Source organism: Acetitomaculum ruminis DSM 5522, assembly GCF_900112085.1.
Classification (GTDB): domain Bacteria; phylum Bacillota; class Clostridia; order Lachnospirales; family Lachnospiraceae; genus Acetitomaculum; species Acetitomaculum ruminis.
This window is the reverse complement of the sequence record NZ_FOJY01000002.1, coordinates 92,537-110,366: the sequence shown is the minus strand read 5'-3', so window position 1 is coordinate 110,366 and position 17,830 is coordinate 92,537. Positions and strand designations below refer to the sequence as shown.

17 protein-coding genes are annotated in these 17,830 nt (G+C 31.0%); 16 read left to right on the top strand and 1 reads right to left on the bottom strand.

Going from position 1 to position 17,830, the window contains the following annotated elements; translation table 11 throughout:
* The first annotated feature begins 7 nt into the window (after positions 1 to 7).
* The 13 genes from rfbA (at position 8) to BM153_RS01595 (ending at position 13,944) form a co-directional block, all read left to right on the top strand.
* Positions 8 to 877, top strand: coding sequence for a glucose-1-phosphate thymidylyltransferase RfbA (gene rfbA / locus BM153_RS01655; RefSeq protein ID WP_092870101.1), 870 nt, complete (start codon positions 8 to 10; stop codon positions 875 to 877).
* Between the two features lie 96 nt (positions 878 to 973).
* Positions 974 to 1,537, top strand: a complete 564-nt coding sequence (gene rfbC, locus BM153_RS01650; protein ID WP_092870099.1) for a dTDP-4-dehydrorhamnose 3,5-epimerase — start codon at positions 974 to 976, stop codon at positions 1,535 to 1,537.
* A 9-nt stretch (positions 1,538 to 1,546) separates the two neighbouring features.
* Entirely contained in the window at positions 1,547 to 2,374 is an 828-nt protein-coding gene (locus BM153_RS01645) for an ABC transporter permease (RefSeq protein ID WP_092870097.1), read from the top strand.
* A gap of 28 nt (positions 2,375 to 2,402) precedes the next feature.
* Complete coding sequence (locus tag BM153_RS01640; RefSeq protein WP_092870095.1) at positions 2,403 to 3,674, top strand: ABC transporter ATP-binding protein; 1,272 nt, start codon at positions 2,403 to 2,405, stop codon at positions 3,672 to 3,674.
* A gap of 182 nt (positions 3,675 to 3,856) precedes the next feature.
* A complete protein-coding gene (locus BM153_RS01635; protein WP_092870093.1) occupies positions 3,857 to 4,792 on the top strand; it encodes a methyltransferase domain-containing protein in 936 nt (311 codons plus the stop codon).
* A complete protein-coding gene (locus BM153_RS01630) occupies positions 4,785 to 5,687 on the top strand; it encodes a hypothetical protein (RefSeq protein ID WP_092870091.1) in 903 nt (300 codons plus the stop codon). Before BM153_RS01635 ends, BM153_RS01630 begins: the two co-directional genes overlap by 8 nt.
* Before the next feature lie 14 nt (positions 5,688 to 5,701).
* Positions 5,702 to 7,072: a sugar transferase gene (locus tag BM153_RS01625; protein WP_092870089.1), complete on the top strand. Its 1,371-nt coding sequence runs from the start codon at positions 5,702 to 5,704 to the stop codon at positions 7,070 to 7,072.
* Positions 7,073 to 7,086: 14 nt separating this feature from the next.
* Positions 7,087 to 7,935: a glycosyltransferase family 2 protein gene (locus BM153_RS01620; protein ID WP_092870087.1), complete on the top strand. Its 849-nt coding sequence runs from the start codon at positions 7,087 to 7,089 to the stop codon at positions 7,933 to 7,935.
* A 59-nt stretch (positions 7,936 to 7,994) separates the two neighbouring features.
* Positions 7,995 to 8,786 (top strand): ABC transporter permease, encoded by a 792-nt coding sequence (locus tag BM153_RS01615; RefSeq protein ID WP_092870085.1) that lies wholly within the window; start codon positions 7,995 to 7,997, stop codon positions 8,784 to 8,786.
* An 8-nt stretch (positions 8,787 to 8,794) separates the two neighbouring features.
* Positions 8,795 to 9,538 (top strand): ABC transporter ATP-binding protein, encoded by a 744-nt coding sequence (locus BM153_RS01610; protein ID WP_092870357.1) that lies wholly within the window; start codon positions 8,795 to 8,797, stop codon positions 9,536 to 9,538.
* 19 nt (positions 9,539 to 9,557) lie between these two features.
* Positions 9,558 to 11,006 carry a glutamate--tRNA ligase gene (gene gltX / locus BM153_RS01605; RefSeq protein ID WP_092870083.1) on the top strand — a complete coding sequence of 483 codons (1,449 nt, stop codon included), beginning with the start codon at positions 9,558 to 9,560 and terminating at the stop codon, positions 11,004 to 11,006.
* Positions 11,007 to 11,231: 225 nt separating this feature from the next.
* Complete coding sequence (locus tag BM153_RS01600) at positions 11,232 to 11,930, top strand: PilZ domain-containing protein (protein WP_092870081.1); 699 nt, start codon at positions 11,232 to 11,234, stop codon at positions 11,928 to 11,930.
* A 19-nt stretch (positions 11,931 to 11,949) separates the two neighbouring features.
* Positions 11,950 to 13,944 carry an ATP-dependent helicase gene (locus BM153_RS01595; RefSeq protein ID WP_092870079.1) on the top strand — a complete coding sequence of 665 codons (1,995 nt, stop codon included), beginning with the start codon at positions 11,950 to 11,952 and terminating at the stop codon, positions 13,942 to 13,944.
* 50 nt (positions 13,945 to 13,994) lie between these two features.
* Here the strand turns inward: BM153_RS01595 and BM153_RS01590 are convergent, their stop codons facing one another.
* The gene (locus BM153_RS01590; protein WP_092870077.1) at positions 13,995 to 14,315 is read right to left on the bottom strand and encodes a DUF1292 domain-containing protein; all 321 of its coding nucleotides are present in this window, start codon (positions 14,313 to 14,315) and stop codon (positions 13,995 to 13,997) included.
* A 257-nt stretch (positions 14,316 to 14,572) separates the two neighbouring features.
* On the opposite strand from BM153_RS01590, the gene BM153_RS01585 reads away from it, so the two are divergent.
* The 3 genes from BM153_RS01585 to BM153_RS01575 all read left to right on the top strand — a co-directional run bounded on the left by BM153_RS01585 (position 14,573) and on the right by BM153_RS01575 (position 17,821).
* On the top strand, positions 14,573 to 15,202 hold the full coding sequence (locus BM153_RS01585) for a hypothetical protein (protein ID WP_092870075.1): 630 nt from the start codon (positions 14,573 to 14,575) through the stop codon (positions 15,200 to 15,202).
* Between the two features lie 193 nt (positions 15,203 to 15,395).
* Positions 15,396 to 17,129 (top strand): alpha-amylase family glycosyl hydrolase, encoded by a 1,734-nt coding sequence (locus tag BM153_RS01580; RefSeq protein WP_092870073.1) that lies wholly within the window; start codon positions 15,396 to 15,398, stop codon positions 17,127 to 17,129.
* A complete protein-coding gene (locus tag BM153_RS01575) occupies positions 17,129 to 17,821 on the top strand; it encodes a TraX family protein (protein WP_092870071.1) in 693 nt (230 codons plus the stop codon). Before BM153_RS01580 ends, BM153_RS01575 begins: the two co-directional genes overlap by 1 nt.
* Positions 17,822 to 17,830 lie beyond the last annotated feature (9 nt).

Below are 17,830 nucleotides of genomic sequence, written 5' to 3'. Positions count from 1 at the left end.
TATGAATATGAAAGGAATTATTTTAGCAGGGGGTTCCGGAACAAGACTATATCCCCTAACAAAGGCTATTTCAAAACAGATTATGCCGGTTTATGACAAACCGATGATTTATTATCCCTTCTCAACCCTTATGTTGGCTAATATCAGAGAAGTTTTAATTATTTCCACTCCAAGGGATATCGAAGTATTTGAGGAATTGTTTGGAGATGGAAGTCAGTTGGGAATGAGCATTTCTTATGCTATTCAGGAAAGTCCAAGAGGTCTTGCAGATGCTTTTATAGTAGGTAAAGAGTTTATTGGAAATGACAGAGTTGCTCTTGTTTTAGGAGATAATATTTTTTACGGACAAAACTTTTCCAATATTCTTGAAAGAGCAGCATCAAGAGAAAAAGGTGCTACAATATTTGGATATTATGTTAAAGACCCTAGAGCTTATGGAGTAGTAGAGTTTGACAAAGATGGAAAAGCAATCTCAATAGAGGAAAAACCACAGAAACCAAAATCTAATTATGCTGTACCTGGGTTATATTTCTATGATAATGATGTAGTTGATATTGCCGCAAATGTTGAACCGTCTGCAAGGGGCGAGATAGAAATAACATCAGTAAACAATGAATATTTAAGACGCGGAGATTTAATGGTTGAAACTTTAGGTCGTGGTTTTGCATGGCTTGATACCGGAAATCATGATGCTCTGCTTGATGCTTCTGATTTTGTGGCAGCTTTTCAAAAAAGACAGGGATTATACATTTCCTGTATTGAAGAAATTGCTTATAAAAAAGGACTTATTTCTAAAGAACAGCTTATAAAACTTGCACAACCACTTTTAAAGACAGATTATGGAAAATATCTGATTGATATTTCAGAAGGACTGTAATAATTAAACGGATAAACAGATATATAAAGGACATTAACAAGGGAGATAATTCTCCCTTTTGTGGCAGTTTTATAATAATTTAAAGGAGAAAATAAAATGGGAAAGATAAAAGTAACAACATGTGATATTGAAGGACTTAAAATAATTGAACCGGCTGTTTTTGGTGATGAAAGAGGTTATTTTATGGAGACATACAATTATAATGACTTTAAAGAAGCCGGAATTGCTGAAGTATTTGTTCAGGATAATCAGTCAGCTTCAAAAAAAGGCGTTTTAAGGGGACTTCATTTTCAGATTAACTTTCCTCAAGACAAGCTTGTAAGAGTAATAAATGGTGAAGTATTTGATGTAGCTGTAGATCTTAGAAAAGGCTCTAAAACATATGGAAAATGGTTTGGAGTTACACTTTCAGCTGAAAATAAAAAGCAGTTCTTTATTCCAAAAGATTTTGCTCATGGATTCGTAGTATTATCAGATTATGCAGAATTTGCTTATAAATGTACTGACTTTTATCATCCAAATGATGAGGGTGGTATTGCATACAATGATCCTTCAATAGGCATAGAATGGCCATTCGATGAAAACTTTGAACTTACTTTATCTGAAAAAGATCAGAAGTGGGGTGGTTTAGAGGAATTCACTGAAAAATATAGAAAGTAGGTAAAATTTGTGAGTTCGGATAATAAAGAACAGTCATTGTTAAAAAATATTATAGAAAGCAGAAAACTTATTTTTACATTGGCATGGAATGATTTTAAAACAAAATATGCAGGTTCATATCTTGGTATAATATGGGCCTTTGTACAGCCGGTTATAATGGTTGTAATGTATTGGTTTGTAATGGAACATGGTTTGTCTGCCGGTTCAGTTCTTGCAAAACAGGGCATACATGTTAAATTTGTTTGCTATCTTGTATCGGGACTAGTACCATGGTTTTTCTTTTCGGATGCTGTAAACGGTGGTACGGCTGCGTTATTGCAATACAATTATCTTGTAAAAAAAGTTGTTTTTAATATAGATATACTACCTGTAGTTAAGGTATTATCAGCTTTTTATGTCCATGTTTTTTTTGTTTTGTTTTGTATAATTTTTTATGCCGCAAATGGAATAATGCCTTCTATATATACAATTCAGCTAATATATTACTCATTTTGCTTATTTATATTAACTTTGGCATTAAGTTATATAACAAGTGCGATAGTTGTATTTTTTAGAGACCTTACACAAGTAGTAAATATAGCTCTTATGGTTGGAATTTGGGCAACTCCTATTATGTGGCCGTTTTCAATGCTACATAATGAGATTTTAATATTTATTTTTAAATTAAATCCTGTTTTTTATATTGTTCAGGGCTTTAGAGATTCATTATATGATAGAGTCTGGTTTTGGCAGGAAACCGAAACATCAGTTATTTTTTGGGTTTTTGTAATTATTGCATTTTGGCTTGGTACAACAATATTTAAAAAGCTTAGAGTTCATTTTGCAGATGTATTATAATTAAGAAATATTAGTTGGAGGAATCTTTGTGAAGGAAGAATATGCAGTCAGAGTTGAAAATGTTACAAAAGTTTATAAACTCTATGACAAAGCAAGTGATAGGCTAAAAGACTCTTTAGGTCTTACAAGAAAAAAATGTTATAAAGAGCATTATGCTTTAAATGATATAAGTTTTAAAGTAAAAAAAGGTGAAACCCTTGGTATAATCGGTACAAATGGTTCCGGTAAATCTACCATATTAAAGATAATTACCGGGGTATTAAATCCAACTCAGGGACAGGTTCAAATAGATGGAAGGATTTCAGCTTTATTAGAACTGGGTGCCGGATTTAATATGGAATACACAGGAATTGAAAATGTATATTTAAATGGAACCATGATAGGATTTTCCAAGGAGGAAATTGACGAGAAAATGGATGCCATTCTGGATTTTGCCGATATAGGTGATTTTGTTAATCAGCCTGTAAAGACCTATTCCAGTGGTATGTTTGTAAGACTTGCATTTGCAGTTGCCATTAATATTGATCCTGAAATTCTTATAGTAGATGAAGCTTTATCCGTTGGAGATGTATTTTTTCAGGCAAAATGCTATAAAAAATTTGATGAATTCAAAGAAATGGGAAAAACCATTATTTTTGTAAGTCATGATTTAAGCAGTATAAACCGTTATTGCGATAGGGTGGTACTTTTAAACAAGGGTGTTAAATTAGATGAAGGCGAACCAAAGGATATGGTGGATCTTTATAAGAAGGTGCTGGTTGGACAAAGAGAGGCAGAAGCTAAAGAAAAAATAATTAATAAACAAGCCGGTGATGAAAAAGACTCAATAAAACTAATGGATCAAATATCATTAAATCCGGATATTAGTGAATATGGAAAAAAGGATGCAGAAATTATAGACTTTGGTATAATAGATGATATTGGAACTATTGGAAGTAATATTATGAAAGGCTCTGATTTTTCAATTATATTAAAAGTGCGTTTCAATAAAAAAGTCGAAAATCCTATTTTTGCATTTACCATAAGGGATTTAAAAGGTAATGAAATAACCGGAACCAATAATATGTTTGAAAATAAAATATTATTATCAGGTGAAGAGGGCGAAGTTAAAAAGATTACATTTAAACAGCACATGAACCTTCAAGGTGGAGAGTATTTATTATCTTTTGGAGTAACCGGTTTTATCGGAGAGGATTTTGTCGTGTATCACAGACTTTATGATGCCTGTGGTATTACAGTAATTTCAAATCAGAATACAGTTGGATTTTATGATATGGAATCGGAAGTAACAATAGTTTAAACTCTTGGATAATCTTCCTCTTTTGTAAAAGCGAAGGTGTTTTGACAACTAGTATGTGTAAAATAGCAAATTGGATTTTGCTTGTGGGTTATTTTTAAAAGTGTGCAGCAAATGTTTTATTAATGTTTGTGATTATCTGTTTAAATTGAAAGGAGCAGGCTGTTAAATATACAGCAAAATCTATGAAGAAAGAAATTGGAAAAGTAGTATTAGATTATGAATGTTATCCCGGAAAAGATTTGTATTCAGATGGTGACATTGAAGATACTTTACTGGATATCGTAAAAAATAATTCTGAAAAAGAGTTCAACAAAATAATTTTCGAAAAAGGAGATTGGGCTATTATGTACCATTTATCTCCTTTAAGAGCGAATATTCTTAACTGGTATCCTATTGAAAAATCAGAAAGTGTTTTGGAGATAGGATCTGGTTGTGGTGCTATTACATCTACATTGGCAGATAAGGCAGGAAGTGTTACCTGTATAGATTTATCAGAAAAAAGAAGTCTTATTAATGCCTATAGAAACAAAGACAGGGATAATATAACGATTAAACTTGGAAATTTTGAAAAAGTAGAAAAAACACTTACGCAAAAGTATGATATTATCACCCTTATAGGTGTATTTGAATATGGGGAAGCATATATTTCTACCCAGGATCCTTATTTGCAGTTCTTAAAAATAATAAAAAAACACTTGAAAAAAAATGGAAAGATTATTATTGCCATTGAAAATAAATTCGGATTAAAATATTGGTCAGGCTGTCAGGAAGATCATTTTGGCGGATATTTTGTCGGAATTGAAAACTATATAGGAAAAAACGGTGTAAAAACTTTTTCAAAGGAGGGTATTACCGGCATTATCGAAGAGGCAGGCTTTATGTCTCATGAATTTTATTATCCTTATCCAGATTACAAGTTTGCTGACACAATTTATTCCGATTATAGACTCCCAATGCCTGGAGAATTAAGAAATAATATGAGAAATTTCGATAGACAAAGAATGGTATTTTTTGATGAAACAAAAGTTTTTAACAATATTATAGAGGAAAATCTTTTTCCTTTGTATTCAAATTCATTCCTTATAATTATAAAGGAAGGAGCAGATGCCAATGAATAAAATAATATATGTTAAATGTTCTGACTCCAGATCTGAGAAATTTGCCTTAAGAACTTCAATTGAATTGACAGATGAGGGCAAAAAAATTATCAGAAAGAGCGCGTCCTTTGAAGAAGGAAAGGCTCATATAAAAAATATTAATAAAAACTATGAAAGTCTACTGTTGCGTTATAAAGACAGTGAATTAAACATTCAAAAATGTAAAATGGAAGGGGAAACCATTACATTCGAGTATGCCGAAGGGGAGTCCCTGACTAATATCATAGAGCGCTACCTTGTTAATCATGACTATGATAGAATAAAAAAGATTTTACTTAGATGTTTTGAATTAATAAGATTTAATTCTGTGCCTTCTTTTAACAAAACAGAAAAGTTTAAAGAGATATTTGGTGATTTTGAATTGTCCGATACTCATCCTTCTTCAGATAAAATTGACATTGATATGGTTATTGATAATTTTATCATAGATAAAGATGATAATTGGACGCTTATAGATTATGAATGGTCATATGATTTCTCTGTTCCGGTAGATTTTGTGGTATACAGATGTATTCACTTTTTCTACCACAGAATGTCTGTTAAGTTATTTACTTTAGACGAACTTTTTGAATTGGGTAATATGGAAAAAAATGAAATAGCCATTTATGAGAAGATGGAAAGAAATTTTCAGGCATATGTATCTAAAGATTATAGCGATATAGGAAGAATGCGTGACATCATTGGAAATAAAATTATCAATGTTTATGATTTAATGGAGTCCTATGACGCAGGAATTAATGAAATAAAACGGCTTGCAAATGAGCTTGAAAAAACTCGTACAGAATTAAATGCGATAAAGAATACGAAAACATGGAAACTTAGAAATAAAGCACGAGCTATTATTAAAAAGAGTTAATTTGTGGTGTTAATATGAATTTATCTAAAGAGCAGTATAAAAGATTAATAATGTTTGCTTTGTCAATGCTTATAATAGCTATTGAAATAATCATGTTTGCATATCTTTGGGAGCATGATTACAGAATATTGACAAAGACTAATTACTATAGAAAAGGAAATTGGGCAATAATTGCAATATATGGGGTTCTTGCTTACACATTTGCTAAAGTATTTAGTGCATTAAAAGTAGGATATTTAAAAACTCTAGATATAATGTATTCCCAGGTTTTGGCGATTTTTTCCACTAATGCGGTAACATATATTCAAATGGACCTCATTGGTAACTGGAGATTTTTAACCAATGTTAAGCCGATAATTATTTTAACTATTGCGGAACTTATAGTGGCATTGGTTTGGGCTATTATATCTAAAAAAATTTATGCCCTTATATACCCGCCTTACGAGATGATTTTAATTTATGGAACCATAAGTCCTCGTGACATAATCGATAAAGTAAGGCGAAGAAGTGACAAATATCATATTAAAGAAACTATAAACATCGACATAGGTATAAAGAATGTTTTAAAGGAAGTCGATAAATATGAGTCAGTTTTAATTGGAGACCTTCCTTCTCATGAAAGGAATCTTTTCATAAAATACTGTTATAGTCATTCAAAAAGATGCTATTGCTTACCAAAGATATCAGATATTATGATAACAGCATCTACTAAAATTGATTTATTTGATACTCAGTTTCAGCTTTTTAGAAACAGTGGTCTTACATTTGGTCAGACTGTAGCCAAAAGACTGGTAGATATAATTACATCCATTATAGGGATTATTTTTGGATCTCCACTTATGCTGATTATTGCTGTTTTTATAAAATCATATGATGGCGGTCCTGTTTTTTATAAACAGGAAAGACTTACGACAGATGGAAAACCTTTCAAAATCCTTAAATTTAGAAGTATGGTAGTGGACTCAGAGAAAAATGGTGCCAGACTTGCAAGTGCACATGATGATAGGATTACACCAGTTGGAAAGGTTATAAGAAGATTACATTTTGACGAGATACCACAGTTATTTAATATATTGTTAGGAGATATGTCTCTGGTGGGACCAAGACCTGAAAGAGAAGTAATGTATCGTGAATATGAGAATGAAATACCTGAGTATCGTTTTAGGCTCAAGATGAAAGCGGGACTTACGGGATATGCACAGGTATATGGAAACTATAGTACAGTTCCTTACGATAAGTTGAAACTTGATCTTATGTATATTGAAAATTATTCAATATGGCTTGATTTTAGATTAATACTTTTAACAATTAAAATTTTATTTCAAAAAGAAAAGTCTGAAGGTGTCGATGACAAACAAAGAACTGCATTAAAGAACAAAAACTGACAGGCGGTGGTTGTATGAGCAGATTTTTAGTAAGTGTTATAATGCCTAATTATAACGGAGAAAAATATATTAAAATGGCTATTGATTCTGTTCTTGATCAGACATTAAAAGGTGATATACAGTTAATAGTAATTGATGATTGCTCAATTGACAAAAGTGTAGATGTTATAATGCAACTGATGGATGCTCGTGATGCAAATAGAAAAGAATTTTTTATAAAAAATGATACAGTTGACGAGTATTATAAATACAGTTGCTTTGAAATATTTAATGGCGATTATGTCAGGAATATAATTGTATTGGAAAGCAGGAAAAATTTCGGAGTTGCACGTTCAAGAAATTTGGGTTTTGAAATAGCTTTCGGAAGTTTCATTGCACTTTTGGATAGTGACGATTACTGGGATTTAAATAAATTAGAAATTCAGTTAAAGGCCTTTGAGGATAAGGAATGTGTTATTTGTGGCAGTTCAAGGGAGTTGATAAATGAAGACGGCAGCCGAACTGGAAAAATAATCTCCATGCCCCCAAAGGTAACCAGAAAAATGCTGTTATATACAAATAGCATCCCCTGTTCGTCTGTGGTTCTTAGGTCGTCAGTTACCAAAGAATATAAAATGACAAATGATAATCTTCACGAAGATTATATAATGTGGCTTAATATTTTAGAGGATTATCCTTACGCCATAGGTATAGATAAACCACTGTTAAAGTCACGATTATCAATAGGTGGAAAATCCAGAAATAAGTTCCGGTCAGCAAAGATGCAATATGGAGCATATAGACATATTGGATTAAATAGTTTGACTTCTTTATATTACTTGTTTTTCTACATTATTAATGGTATATTTAAATATCGTAGATAAAAAATATGGACTTGGCTCTTTTTAGAGGCGAGTCTTTTAATGTAATTTTGGAGGAAGAAATGAAACGTTTTATTAGCGATATTCAAGATAATTTTAAATATTTGATATATTCAGCGAAATCCGAGTTGAAAGCTGAAGTCGCAAATTCTTATCTAAACTGGATATGGTGGGTTTTACAACCTTTATGTTTTATGTTGATATATACCTTTATGTTTTCGGTTGTATTTAATGCCAGAGAAGATTACTTTCCAATTTTTATTTTTATTGGTATAACCATGTGGGATTTCTTTAATAAAAATATCACACAAAGCGTAAAAATGATAAAAAGAAATAAACCTATTGTGACAAAGGTGTATGTCCCAAAATTTATTTTAACTATATCAAAAATGTTTGTTAATGGATTTAAAATGGCCATTAATTTTGGAATCATAGTAGCCATGATGATAGTATTTAAAGTTCCTGTCTCAATCAACTTATTATACTTAATTCCTTTAATGGTTACTTTATGGGTTATTACATTTGGGTGCATGTGTATTGTAATGCATTTTGGGGTATTTATAGAAGATTTGAGCAATGTTATAACAATTGTATTTAAGATGTTATTTTATATGACAGGAGTTTTTTATGATATTCATAAACGAATTGGTAAAAGCTATCCTGAACTTGCAAATTTTATGGGAAATTATAATCCTATGGCCTATTTGGTTTCTTCTGTAAGAAAATGCCTTATTTATACCGGAGAACCGGATTTGAAATTTCTGGTGATGTGGTTTGCTATTGGAATAATTCTTAGTGTAATTGGTGTGAAAATAATATATAAATACGAAAATGGATATGCAAAGGTGGTTTAATGATGAATATGGAAGAAAATGAAAATCAGGAAATTGCTATTACAGTAAAAGATTTAAAAATAGTTTACAGAAGCCTTAAAACTTATTCATTAAAGAAAAGTCTGTTAAGACTAAAAAAAGTTGAAAAACAGACATTTGAAGCAGTAAAGGGAGTCTCTTTTGAAGTTCCAAAGGGACAAATTCTTGGAATAACAGGAAAAAACGGAAGTGGTAAGTCTACTATGTTAAGAGCTCTTGCAGGTGTATTTGCTCCTGATGCCGGTTATATAGATCTTCATGGTAATTCAGTATCATTGTTGGCTATTGGCGTAGGTTTTAATAAAGCTTTAACCGGTCGTGAAAATATTATGCTTTCTGGGATGCTCCTTGGTTTTACTGAAGAATTTGTTCGTTCAAAAATAGATGAAATTATCGAATTTTCCGGTGTTGGAAAGTTTATTGATATGCCGGTAAGCACATATTCCAGTGGAATGTTTTCAAAATTGGCATTTTCAATTACTGCGATATTAGAAACAGATATAATGCTTATTGATGAAGTATTAAGTGTTGGAGATGTAAAATTTAAAAAGAAAAGCTATCAAAAGATGAAAAGTCTTATTTCAAATAAAGACAGAACAGTTGTTATTGTTTCCCACAGTTTATCAACTTTAAGTGAGCTATGTGATACTATTCTTTGGATGCATGAAGGGGAAATAAAAGAAATAGGTGAACCCAAAGTAGTATTGGAACATTATAAAGAATTCATGAAATAGAATAGAAAGGACATGAAAAATGAGTAAAGTAAGAACAAGATTTGCACCTAGTCCAACAGGAAGAATGCATGTTGGAAATTTAAGAACAGCGCTTTATGCCTACTTAATTGCAAAGCATGAAGGTGGAGATTTTATTTTAAGAATAGAGGATACAGACCAGGAAAGATATGTTGAAGGGGCTGTAGATATTATTTATAGAACTCTTGAAGCAACAGGTTTGGTTCATGATGAGGGACCGGATAAGGATAAGGGAGTTGGCCCATATGTTCAAAGTGAACGTCAGGAAGCCGGAATCTATTTGAAATATGCAAAAGAACTTATAGATAAAGGTGAAGCATATTATTGTTTTTGTGACAAAGAAAGACTTGATACTCTGGTACAGGAAGTAGCAGGAAAAGAAATATCAATATATGATAAGCATTGTCTTTCACTTTCAAAAGAAGAGGTTGAGGAGAAGTTAAAAGCCGGCGTTCCTTATGTTATCAGACAGAATAATCCAAGAACCGGCACAACAACATTTCATGATGATATATATGGAAATATAACTGTTGATAATGCAGAATTGGATGATATGATTTTAATTAAATCTGATGGATACCCGACATATAATTTTGCCAATGTAGTAGATGATCATCTTATGGGTATAACACATGTTGTAAGAGGAAATGAGTATCTTTCTTCTTCACCAAAATATAACAGGCTTTATGAGGCATTTGGATGGGATGTTCCGGAATATATTCATTGTCCGTTAATTACAGATATGGAACATAAAAAATTAAGCAAAAGAAGCGGTCATTCATCCTACGAAGACCTTATTGAGCAGGGATTTTTAAATGAAGCTGTTGTGAACTTTGTTGCTTTACTTGGCTGGAGTCCGTTGGGAAATGAAGAAATATATTCATTAGAAGAACTTGTTAAGATTTTTGACTATCATCATATCAATAAAGCTCCTGCAGCATTTGATATTGTAAAATTAAAATGGATGAATGGTGAATATATCAAGAAGATGGATTTTGATGCTTTTTATGAAAGAGCATTACCGTTTATTAAAGAAGTAATTACAAAAGATTACGATTTGAAAAAAATTGCAGAGCTTGTTAAAACAAGAATTGAAATATTCCCGGATATTAAAGAACATATAGATTTCTTTGAAAAAGTTCCGGAATATGATATTTCAATGTATAAACATAAAAAGATGAAAACTACAGAAGAAAGTTCTCTTGAAGTATTAAAAGAACTATTGCCTGTTTTTGAAAAACAGGAAGATTACAGTAATGATGCCTTATATGCAACCTTAAAAGACTATGTTGAGAAAAAGGGATGCAAAAACGGTTATGCCATGTGGCCTGTAAGGACAGCTTTGTCTGGAAAACAGTCCACGCCAGGAGGAGCTACTGAAATTATGGAAATTCTTGGTAAAGAAGAGTCCATAAACAGAATAAAAGCAGCAATAGAAAAATTATCATAAAATAATATTTATTGCTTAGAAAAAAACATTTAAAAATGAGATATTGACTGCAGGTTCATAAAAAAATGGACCTGCAGAAAAAATGTATAAAAATAGGTTTTGGAAAATTAAATTTTGTGACTTTAGTGATTAGGTAAAAAGATGAATCTATTTCATTTTATAATATGTATTTAGTATGGATTTGCAAATTTATAAATATTGCCCCCTAGTAAGGAGAAACATTTAATGGAAATTGTAAAAATTAATGAAATACCGGTTGGAAGTACTATAATGGTCTGTTTTTATATGAAAACTCAATATTCATTTCATAGTAAAGTATTGTATCATAGCAAATACGGCACTATTATCACGCCAATACGTGTTAATAAAAGTGTGTTAAATTTTGATGGTTCAAAATTAAAAATATCAGTAATGTGGAGCAGGAAAAACAGCACCCCTGTCATATGGAGAAATTGCAGATTAAAACTTGTCATGTATAAAGGTCATAAGTTGTATCTGCTAAGAACAATAGGTAACGGTGCCAGTGAAAACAGAAGAGCCAACTTCAGGGTGCCTGTTTCAAAGAAATGTGAAATATCAATGGCTTATAAATCTGTATATGATGGAGTCGTTACAGACATAAGTGATTCCGGAATGGGGGTCATTTCCAATAGAGATACAGATAAATCGGCAATGGGAAGCAAGGTGCGTGTTGCATTTAAAGATGTTCCTTTCAACTACATTTTTGTTTTATCGGGAGAAATAATTAGAGAGAAACAATTAAGAGAGGACAGGGTTTTTTATGGAATACAATTCACAAAAAACTATCCAAATCTGGCAACCTACTGTTCCCTAAAGCAAAGAGAAATATTGTTTAGTAATTCAAATAACAAAAGAAAATTTGATTATACGCCATTTAAGAATGTGGTAACCAAAATATCATAAAAGGAGCATTACATACTAAATGGAGTTAGAATATAATGAGTCTCAATTGGAGGCTTTACAACACCATGATGGACCTTGTCTGTGTATAGCAGGTCCTGGAAGTGGTAAAACCGCTACAATCAGTGGAAGAATTAAAAATCTAATAGAACAATTCGGAGTTAATCCATCTAATATACTTGTTATTACTTTTACAAAAGCAGCAGCAGTTCAGATGAAGAATCGTTTTGAAAAACTGATAGGAGAAAGCCTGCCTGTCAGTTTCGGAACTTTTCACGCTATTTATTTTAAGATATTAAAGTATGCTTATCATTATACTGCTGCCAATATAGCAAGTGAAGAAGTCAAAAGGCAGCTTGTGAAAGAAATTGTTAATCAAATGAGTTTTGATACAGATGATATTAATGATTTTATAAGCGATGTGTGTTCTAAGATAAGCACTGTAAAAAATGAGCAGCTTGATATATCTAATTATTATCCGGAAGGCATGACAATTGAAGAATTCAGATTTATATATGGCAATTACCAAAAAGCTTTAAGGTCCAGGGCGCTTATTGATTTTGACGATATTATGGTGTTTTGCTATGATTTGTTGTCACAAAGACCGGATATATTAAAAGCCTGGCAAAACAAATATCAATATATTTTAGTTGATGAATTCCAGGATATAAATCGTTTGCAGTTTGAAATCTTAAGACTAATTGCAAAAGGAAGAGAAAATATATTTGTAGTTGGTGATGATGACCAGTCTATATATAAATTTCGTGGGGCGCATCCCGGGATAATGAAAAGTTTTTTGAAATATTATCCATCTTCAAAACAGGTGATTTTAAAAATAAATTACAGGTCAACAAAAAGTATTGTAGATGCATCAAAGAATCTTATTAAAAATAATAAAAATCGATTTAAAAAGGATATTACACCATTTAATGAGATTTATGACCCAGTTGTAACCTTAAATTTTAAGAATCAAATTGAGGAAGCCTTATTTATCATAAAAACAATAAATAAAAATGTGTCGCAGGGAAAAAAATATAGTGACCATGCTGTAATTTTTAGAACAAACAATCAGGCGATAATGCTTATTTCCAAGGCAATAGAATTTAATATGCCTTTTATAATGAAAGATATGGTTGCTAATATCTATGACCATTGGATAGCAAAAGATATTTATACATATTTTAATATGGCTTATGGCTCAAGAAGAAGAGAAGATTTTTTAAGAGTTGTTAGCAAACCTAATCGTTATATCAGCCGAAAAGCTCTGGATACACCTGTTATCGAATTTGATGATTTAAGAAAAATGTTATCGGATAAAGAATGGATGCTTGAAAGGGTTGACAAAATGGAATGTGACCTGAACATGCTAAAAGGTATGCCTCCATATGCTGCAATAGATTATATATATCGTGGAATCGGTTACCTAGATTATCTTAAAGAATATGCCAAATTCAGAAATATTAAGGAAGATGAGCTTATTGATACAGCCATAGAAATTCAGGAAAGTGCAAAAGATTATAAAACACTGGAAGAATGGTATAGTTATATAAAAGAATATTCTGAAAAATTAAAAAAACAGTATTCAGTAAAAAAAGACTCTAATGAAGACCTGACTGAATTTGTAACCATGCATGGAGCTAAAGGTCTGGAGTATGACACAGTTTTTATAATTGATGCTAATGAAGGTATAACACCTTATAAAAAAGCATTAACTCCTGCGGATCTTGAAGAAGAAAGAAGAATGTTTTATGTAGCAATGACAAGAGCGAAAAGAAAACTTTATATTTCTTCAATAAAAGAGCGTTACAACAAAGAACTTGAGGTATCCAGATATCTAGGAGAACTTTTATTTGACAGGGAAAATTTAAAAGAAGGACAGGAAATTATCCATAAAACCTATGGAAAATGTACCGTAAAGAAAGTAAAAAATGGTAAAATATATCTTCGTTCAAAAGAAAAAGATTTAGTTTTAGACCTTGATTTTGTAATAAGTAAGGGACTTATAAAGTTTACATAGAAAAACCACAGTTATAAAAAGAATTATAACTGTGGTTTATTTTGTATGTCTTATTCCTCAGCGTTTTCGGCTTCTTCCATAATTCTAACGAATTCGTCAGTTGCCTTGTTGTACTCTTCCTCGCTTTCAATATTGAGGATAACAGGAGTTCCGTTTTCATCTTCATCATAACCATAAAGATAAACATCTTCTCCGATTTGTTCTCCATTTTCGTTGATTGGAAGTAAAGCAATATAATCACTTTCTTCTACTGTAAAAATAGTAAGAACTTTACATTCTAATTCCTGGTCATCATCAAGTGTCAGACTAACAGTGATTCCACCATCTAAATCAGTTGCACCATTTGAAAAATCATTAAAATTGTCACTCATAATAAATCCTTTCATAATTAAAGATATTTTTGCCAAAATCATTTAAACAAAATTATTACACACATATAAATCCGCGTATTGTCACCTATACGCCCTAATAAGATAACAAAAAAAATTGCCGATTGCAAGGGCATTTAATTAAAATTAATAAATTTAGTTGACTTTATTAAAATTTATAATAAAATAGAAATTGTATAAATAATCTTAAGAAAGTCCCGTATAAAGGGAAAAAAATAACATAGGGGGATATACTTTTCGTGTTAGAAACAAGTGAACGTGGGAATGTCCATGCCGATATTCAAAAAAAATCTTTTAAGGGTAACAACAATAATGGCGGAAATCGGGAGCGAAAATTCCGGGATAAGGATGGAAGTACCCATGTAAACAAAAAAAATCAGGTTGGACAGGATTCTAAAAAGCGTAGCGGTGATTTTAAAAATCAAAATAATGGCGATGCCGGGTTTAGAAAAAATAACTTCCGAAAAAAGGGCGACAATGATGACTACAAAGGCCGCTCAAGTAGTTATCGTGGCAGAGATAATGGCGATTATAAGAAAGATGGTGATTTTAATAACCGCGGTTTTAGGAAAGATGAAGGAAGAGGTAATAACAAAGAAAACAACTATTCCAGAAATAATTCTAAGACGAATGAGAATAAGAGGGAAATAGATAAGTTTAAAGAACAACAGCCCGATAAAATGGAAATAATTAATAGACTTCAGAAAGAAAAGAAGGCTATTCAGAAGAAAAATCAAGATAATAAGAGAAAGAGTAAATCAGCAAGTTCCAGACCTACACCAAGGAAAAAGAGAATCAACAATATTGATTGGACAAAAGAATATGAGAATGATTCTTATGATGATGACGATGCATATTATGATTATTGATTTATTCATTTGAATATGTAATGTTTATAGGCTATTGTAACAGGTATTTACAATAGCTTATTTTTTTAATCAATATAATTCCCCATGGATAATATATAGTACAATATGTTTTAAAAGACATTGACGAAAAATAGACATATTTTCAAAGCTAATGTTTTAGGAAATCAACTGTTAATATATATAAGGAGCAATTATGGAAATAAGCATCAAACGCAATGAGCTACCTAATAAATTTCCAGGTGGCATAATAGATAAAAGAAAAATCTATTATTCCTGCTATAAGAAGGGACGCAAATCCCTGGTTTTAAGGATTTTTCACAGGATAAAAAAAGAATACAAAAAATATTGTGATATAAAACTGAATGATGAATATCTGGTAGATGATTTTTTTTCAGTTGTTATAAGTGGTATTTCAACCGTTGATATTGCATATGTTCTTTTGGAAAACAATAAAGAGATAGTGGACGAATATGCATATCAGGTATTTGGACTTAGAAATTATGGTGAAAAACATAAAGATATTAAATATGGCTTTTTAGACATAAACAAATATGAAATCCATAATAACAGACCATTCATAACAGAACACGAGGCTATTATGTATAATCTTCATGTAAGGGGTTTTTCAAAAAATAATAAAAAAGATTCTTATGGTACATTTAAAAATATCACCGAAAGAAAGGATTACTTCTTAGAACTGGGTATTAACCAGATACTTTTAATGCCTGCTTATGAGTTTGATGAAATAGAAAAAGATGGAAGTATTAATTATTGGGGATACAAGGAAGGGTATTATTTTGCACTAAAATCATCTTATAGCGGTCATAAAGATCTTACAAATGAATTTCATGAAATGGTAGATACTCTCCATAAAAATGGCATCGAAATAATAATGGAATTTTATTTCACTAAGACTATTAATCCCTTATTGATTATACAGGTTTTGCTTTTTTGGAAAAAATTCTATAATATTGATGGCGCGTTTTTAATGGGACCTGCCTTTATACCATGGGAGGTAATAGCAAATCATCCACAGTTACATGATTTTAAGATATATGGTAACTATATTGATAAGAGTGTTGTTTTGGATGAGAAGGCAAGTGTAAAATGTATTAATGATGAATTTTTATATGTTTCAAGACGATTTGCCAATACAAAAGAAAATGTATTGGGAAATCTGATACCTTTTTATGAATATAATAAAGACATAAATGTGTCTTATCTTGCTTTGCATGACGGTTTTACTTTATATGATTCTGTATCCTACACCAGAAAGCATAATGAGGCAAACAAGGAAAACGGAAGAGATGGCAGTGATTATAATGTAAGTTGTAATTATGGAGTAGAGGGTGTTACAAAAAATAAAGTTGTTTTAGATAGAAGATTAAGAAAAATAAAGGCTCTTTATACCCTGTTGTTTTTGGCAAAAGATATTCCTGTTATTTTTTCCGGGGATGAGTGTTTAAACAGCCAGGCAGGGAATAATAATCCATATTGTCAGGATAATAATATTGGCTGGATATCCTTCAATAATTCAAAAAGGGCTTTGGAGCTTCAAAATTATATAAAAAAACTCATTTTATTCAGAAAATCTTCAAAAATTTATGAAATAATACCAAACAAGTCTAGAAATAAGGGAAAGGATAAATTACCTGATATTTCATTTCATCAAGATTATGGATGGTATGTTGACTATGAAAGAGCTTTAAAATACTTTGGTATTTTATTTGTTACAGAAGATAAATATTATTATGCCGGAGTTAATTTTGAAAATATAAGCAGAAAAACAGCTATTCCTAACATTGATAATGATAAAAAATGGAAATTAGTTTTAAATTCAGCAGGAGATGACAATGAACTTCAATTAAGTGAAAAATATCTTACAGTAGATACCGACAGTGTTATCATACTTGAAAGGGAAAGATAATGGAAATAATAATTGAAAAATACAATAATTTTAGGAATAAATGTGGAATCAGTTCCTTTACTTTAAAGGTAATAGCTATTCTTGCAATGCTGACAGACCATATTGGTAGAATTTTTCAATTAGAATATCCTGTTTTTAATATAATAGGAAGAATTTCTTTTCCCATATTTGCATTTTTACTTGTAATTGGCGCAAGTCATACTTTTGATATTAAAAAATACAAATTAAGAATCCTGATTTTTGCATTAATTTCCGAGATTCCCTTTGATATGGCCTTATATGGAGAAATATTTCATTTTTCTTCTCAAAATGTCATGTTCACACTTTTTATTGGGCTATATATGATTGAGGAACTGGAAAAAAACAGTAGCATATATATTAAAGCTGTAATTATAATTATAGCATTACTGTGGAGCGATTTTATGTATTGCGACTATGGAGAATATGGAATTATGCTGATTCTGGTATTTTATTATCTGCGAGAATATTTTTTGGCAGATATAGCAGGAACTTGCATAGTGGAGCTGGCTTCACCATTTAATAATCAGGTATTTGCTATATTAGCCCTGATTCCGATTTATCTGTATAATGAAAAGCAGGGTATAAAAATGAAATGGATTGCATATGTTATATATCCATTTCATTTTATAATTCTTTTCCTTATCAAACGAATAATAGTGTACAGCACTTAAAAAGAGGTA

Excerpts from the sequence above, each read along its gene's own strand:
- BM153_RS01610 (WP_092870357.1), top strand. The coding sequence starts at position 8,795 with ATGGAAGAAAATGAAAATCAGGAAATTGCTATTACAGTAAAAGATTTA.
- BM153_RS01600 (WP_092870081.1), top strand. The coding sequence starts at position 11,232 with ATGGAAATTGTAAAAATTAATGAAATACCGGTTGGAAGTACTATAATG.
- BM153_RS01590 (WP_092870077.1), bottom strand. The coding sequence starts at position 14,315 with ATGAGTGACAATTTTAATGATTTTTCAAATGGTGCAACTGATTTAGAT.
- BM153_RS01625 (WP_092870089.1), top strand. The coding sequence starts at position 5,702 with ATGAATTTATCTAAAGAGCAGTATAAAAGATTAATAATGTTTGCTTTG.
- BM153_RS01620 (WP_092870087.1), top strand. The coding sequence starts at position 7,087 with ATGAGCAGATTTTTAGTAAGTGTTATAATGCCTAATTATAACGGAGAA.
- rfbC (WP_092870099.1), top strand. The coding sequence starts at position 974 with ATGGGAAAGATAAAAGTAACAACATGTGATATTGAAGGACTTAAAATA.
- gltX (WP_092870083.1), top strand. The coding sequence starts at position 9,558 with ATGAGTAAAGTAAGAACAAGATTTGCACCTAGTCCAACAGGAAGAATG.
- BM153_RS01580 (WP_092870073.1), top strand. The coding sequence starts at position 15,396 with ATGGAAATAAGCATCAAACGCAATGAGCTACCTAATAAATTTCCAGGT.
- BM153_RS01635 (WP_092870093.1), top strand. The coding sequence starts at position 3,857 with ATGAAGAAAGAAATTGGAAAAGTAGTATTAGATTATGAATGTTATCCC.
- BM153_RS01630 (WP_092870091.1), top strand. The coding sequence starts at position 4,785 with ATGAATAAAATAATATATGTTAAATGTTCTGACTCCAGATCTGAGAAA.
- BM153_RS01595 (WP_092870079.1), top strand. The coding sequence starts at position 11,950 with ATGGAGTTAGAATATAATGAGTCTCAATTGGAGGCTTTACAACACCAT.
- BM153_RS01615 (WP_092870085.1), top strand. The coding sequence starts at position 7,995 with ATGAAACGTTTTATTAGCGATATTCAAGATAATTTTAAATATTTGATA.
- rfbA (WP_092870101.1), top strand. The coding sequence starts at position 8 with ATGAAAGGAATTATTTTAGCAGGGGGTTCCGGAACAAGACTATATCCC.
- BM153_RS01575 (WP_092870071.1), top strand. The coding sequence starts at position 17,129 with ATGGAAATAATAATTGAAAAATACAATAATTTTAGGAATAAATGTGGA.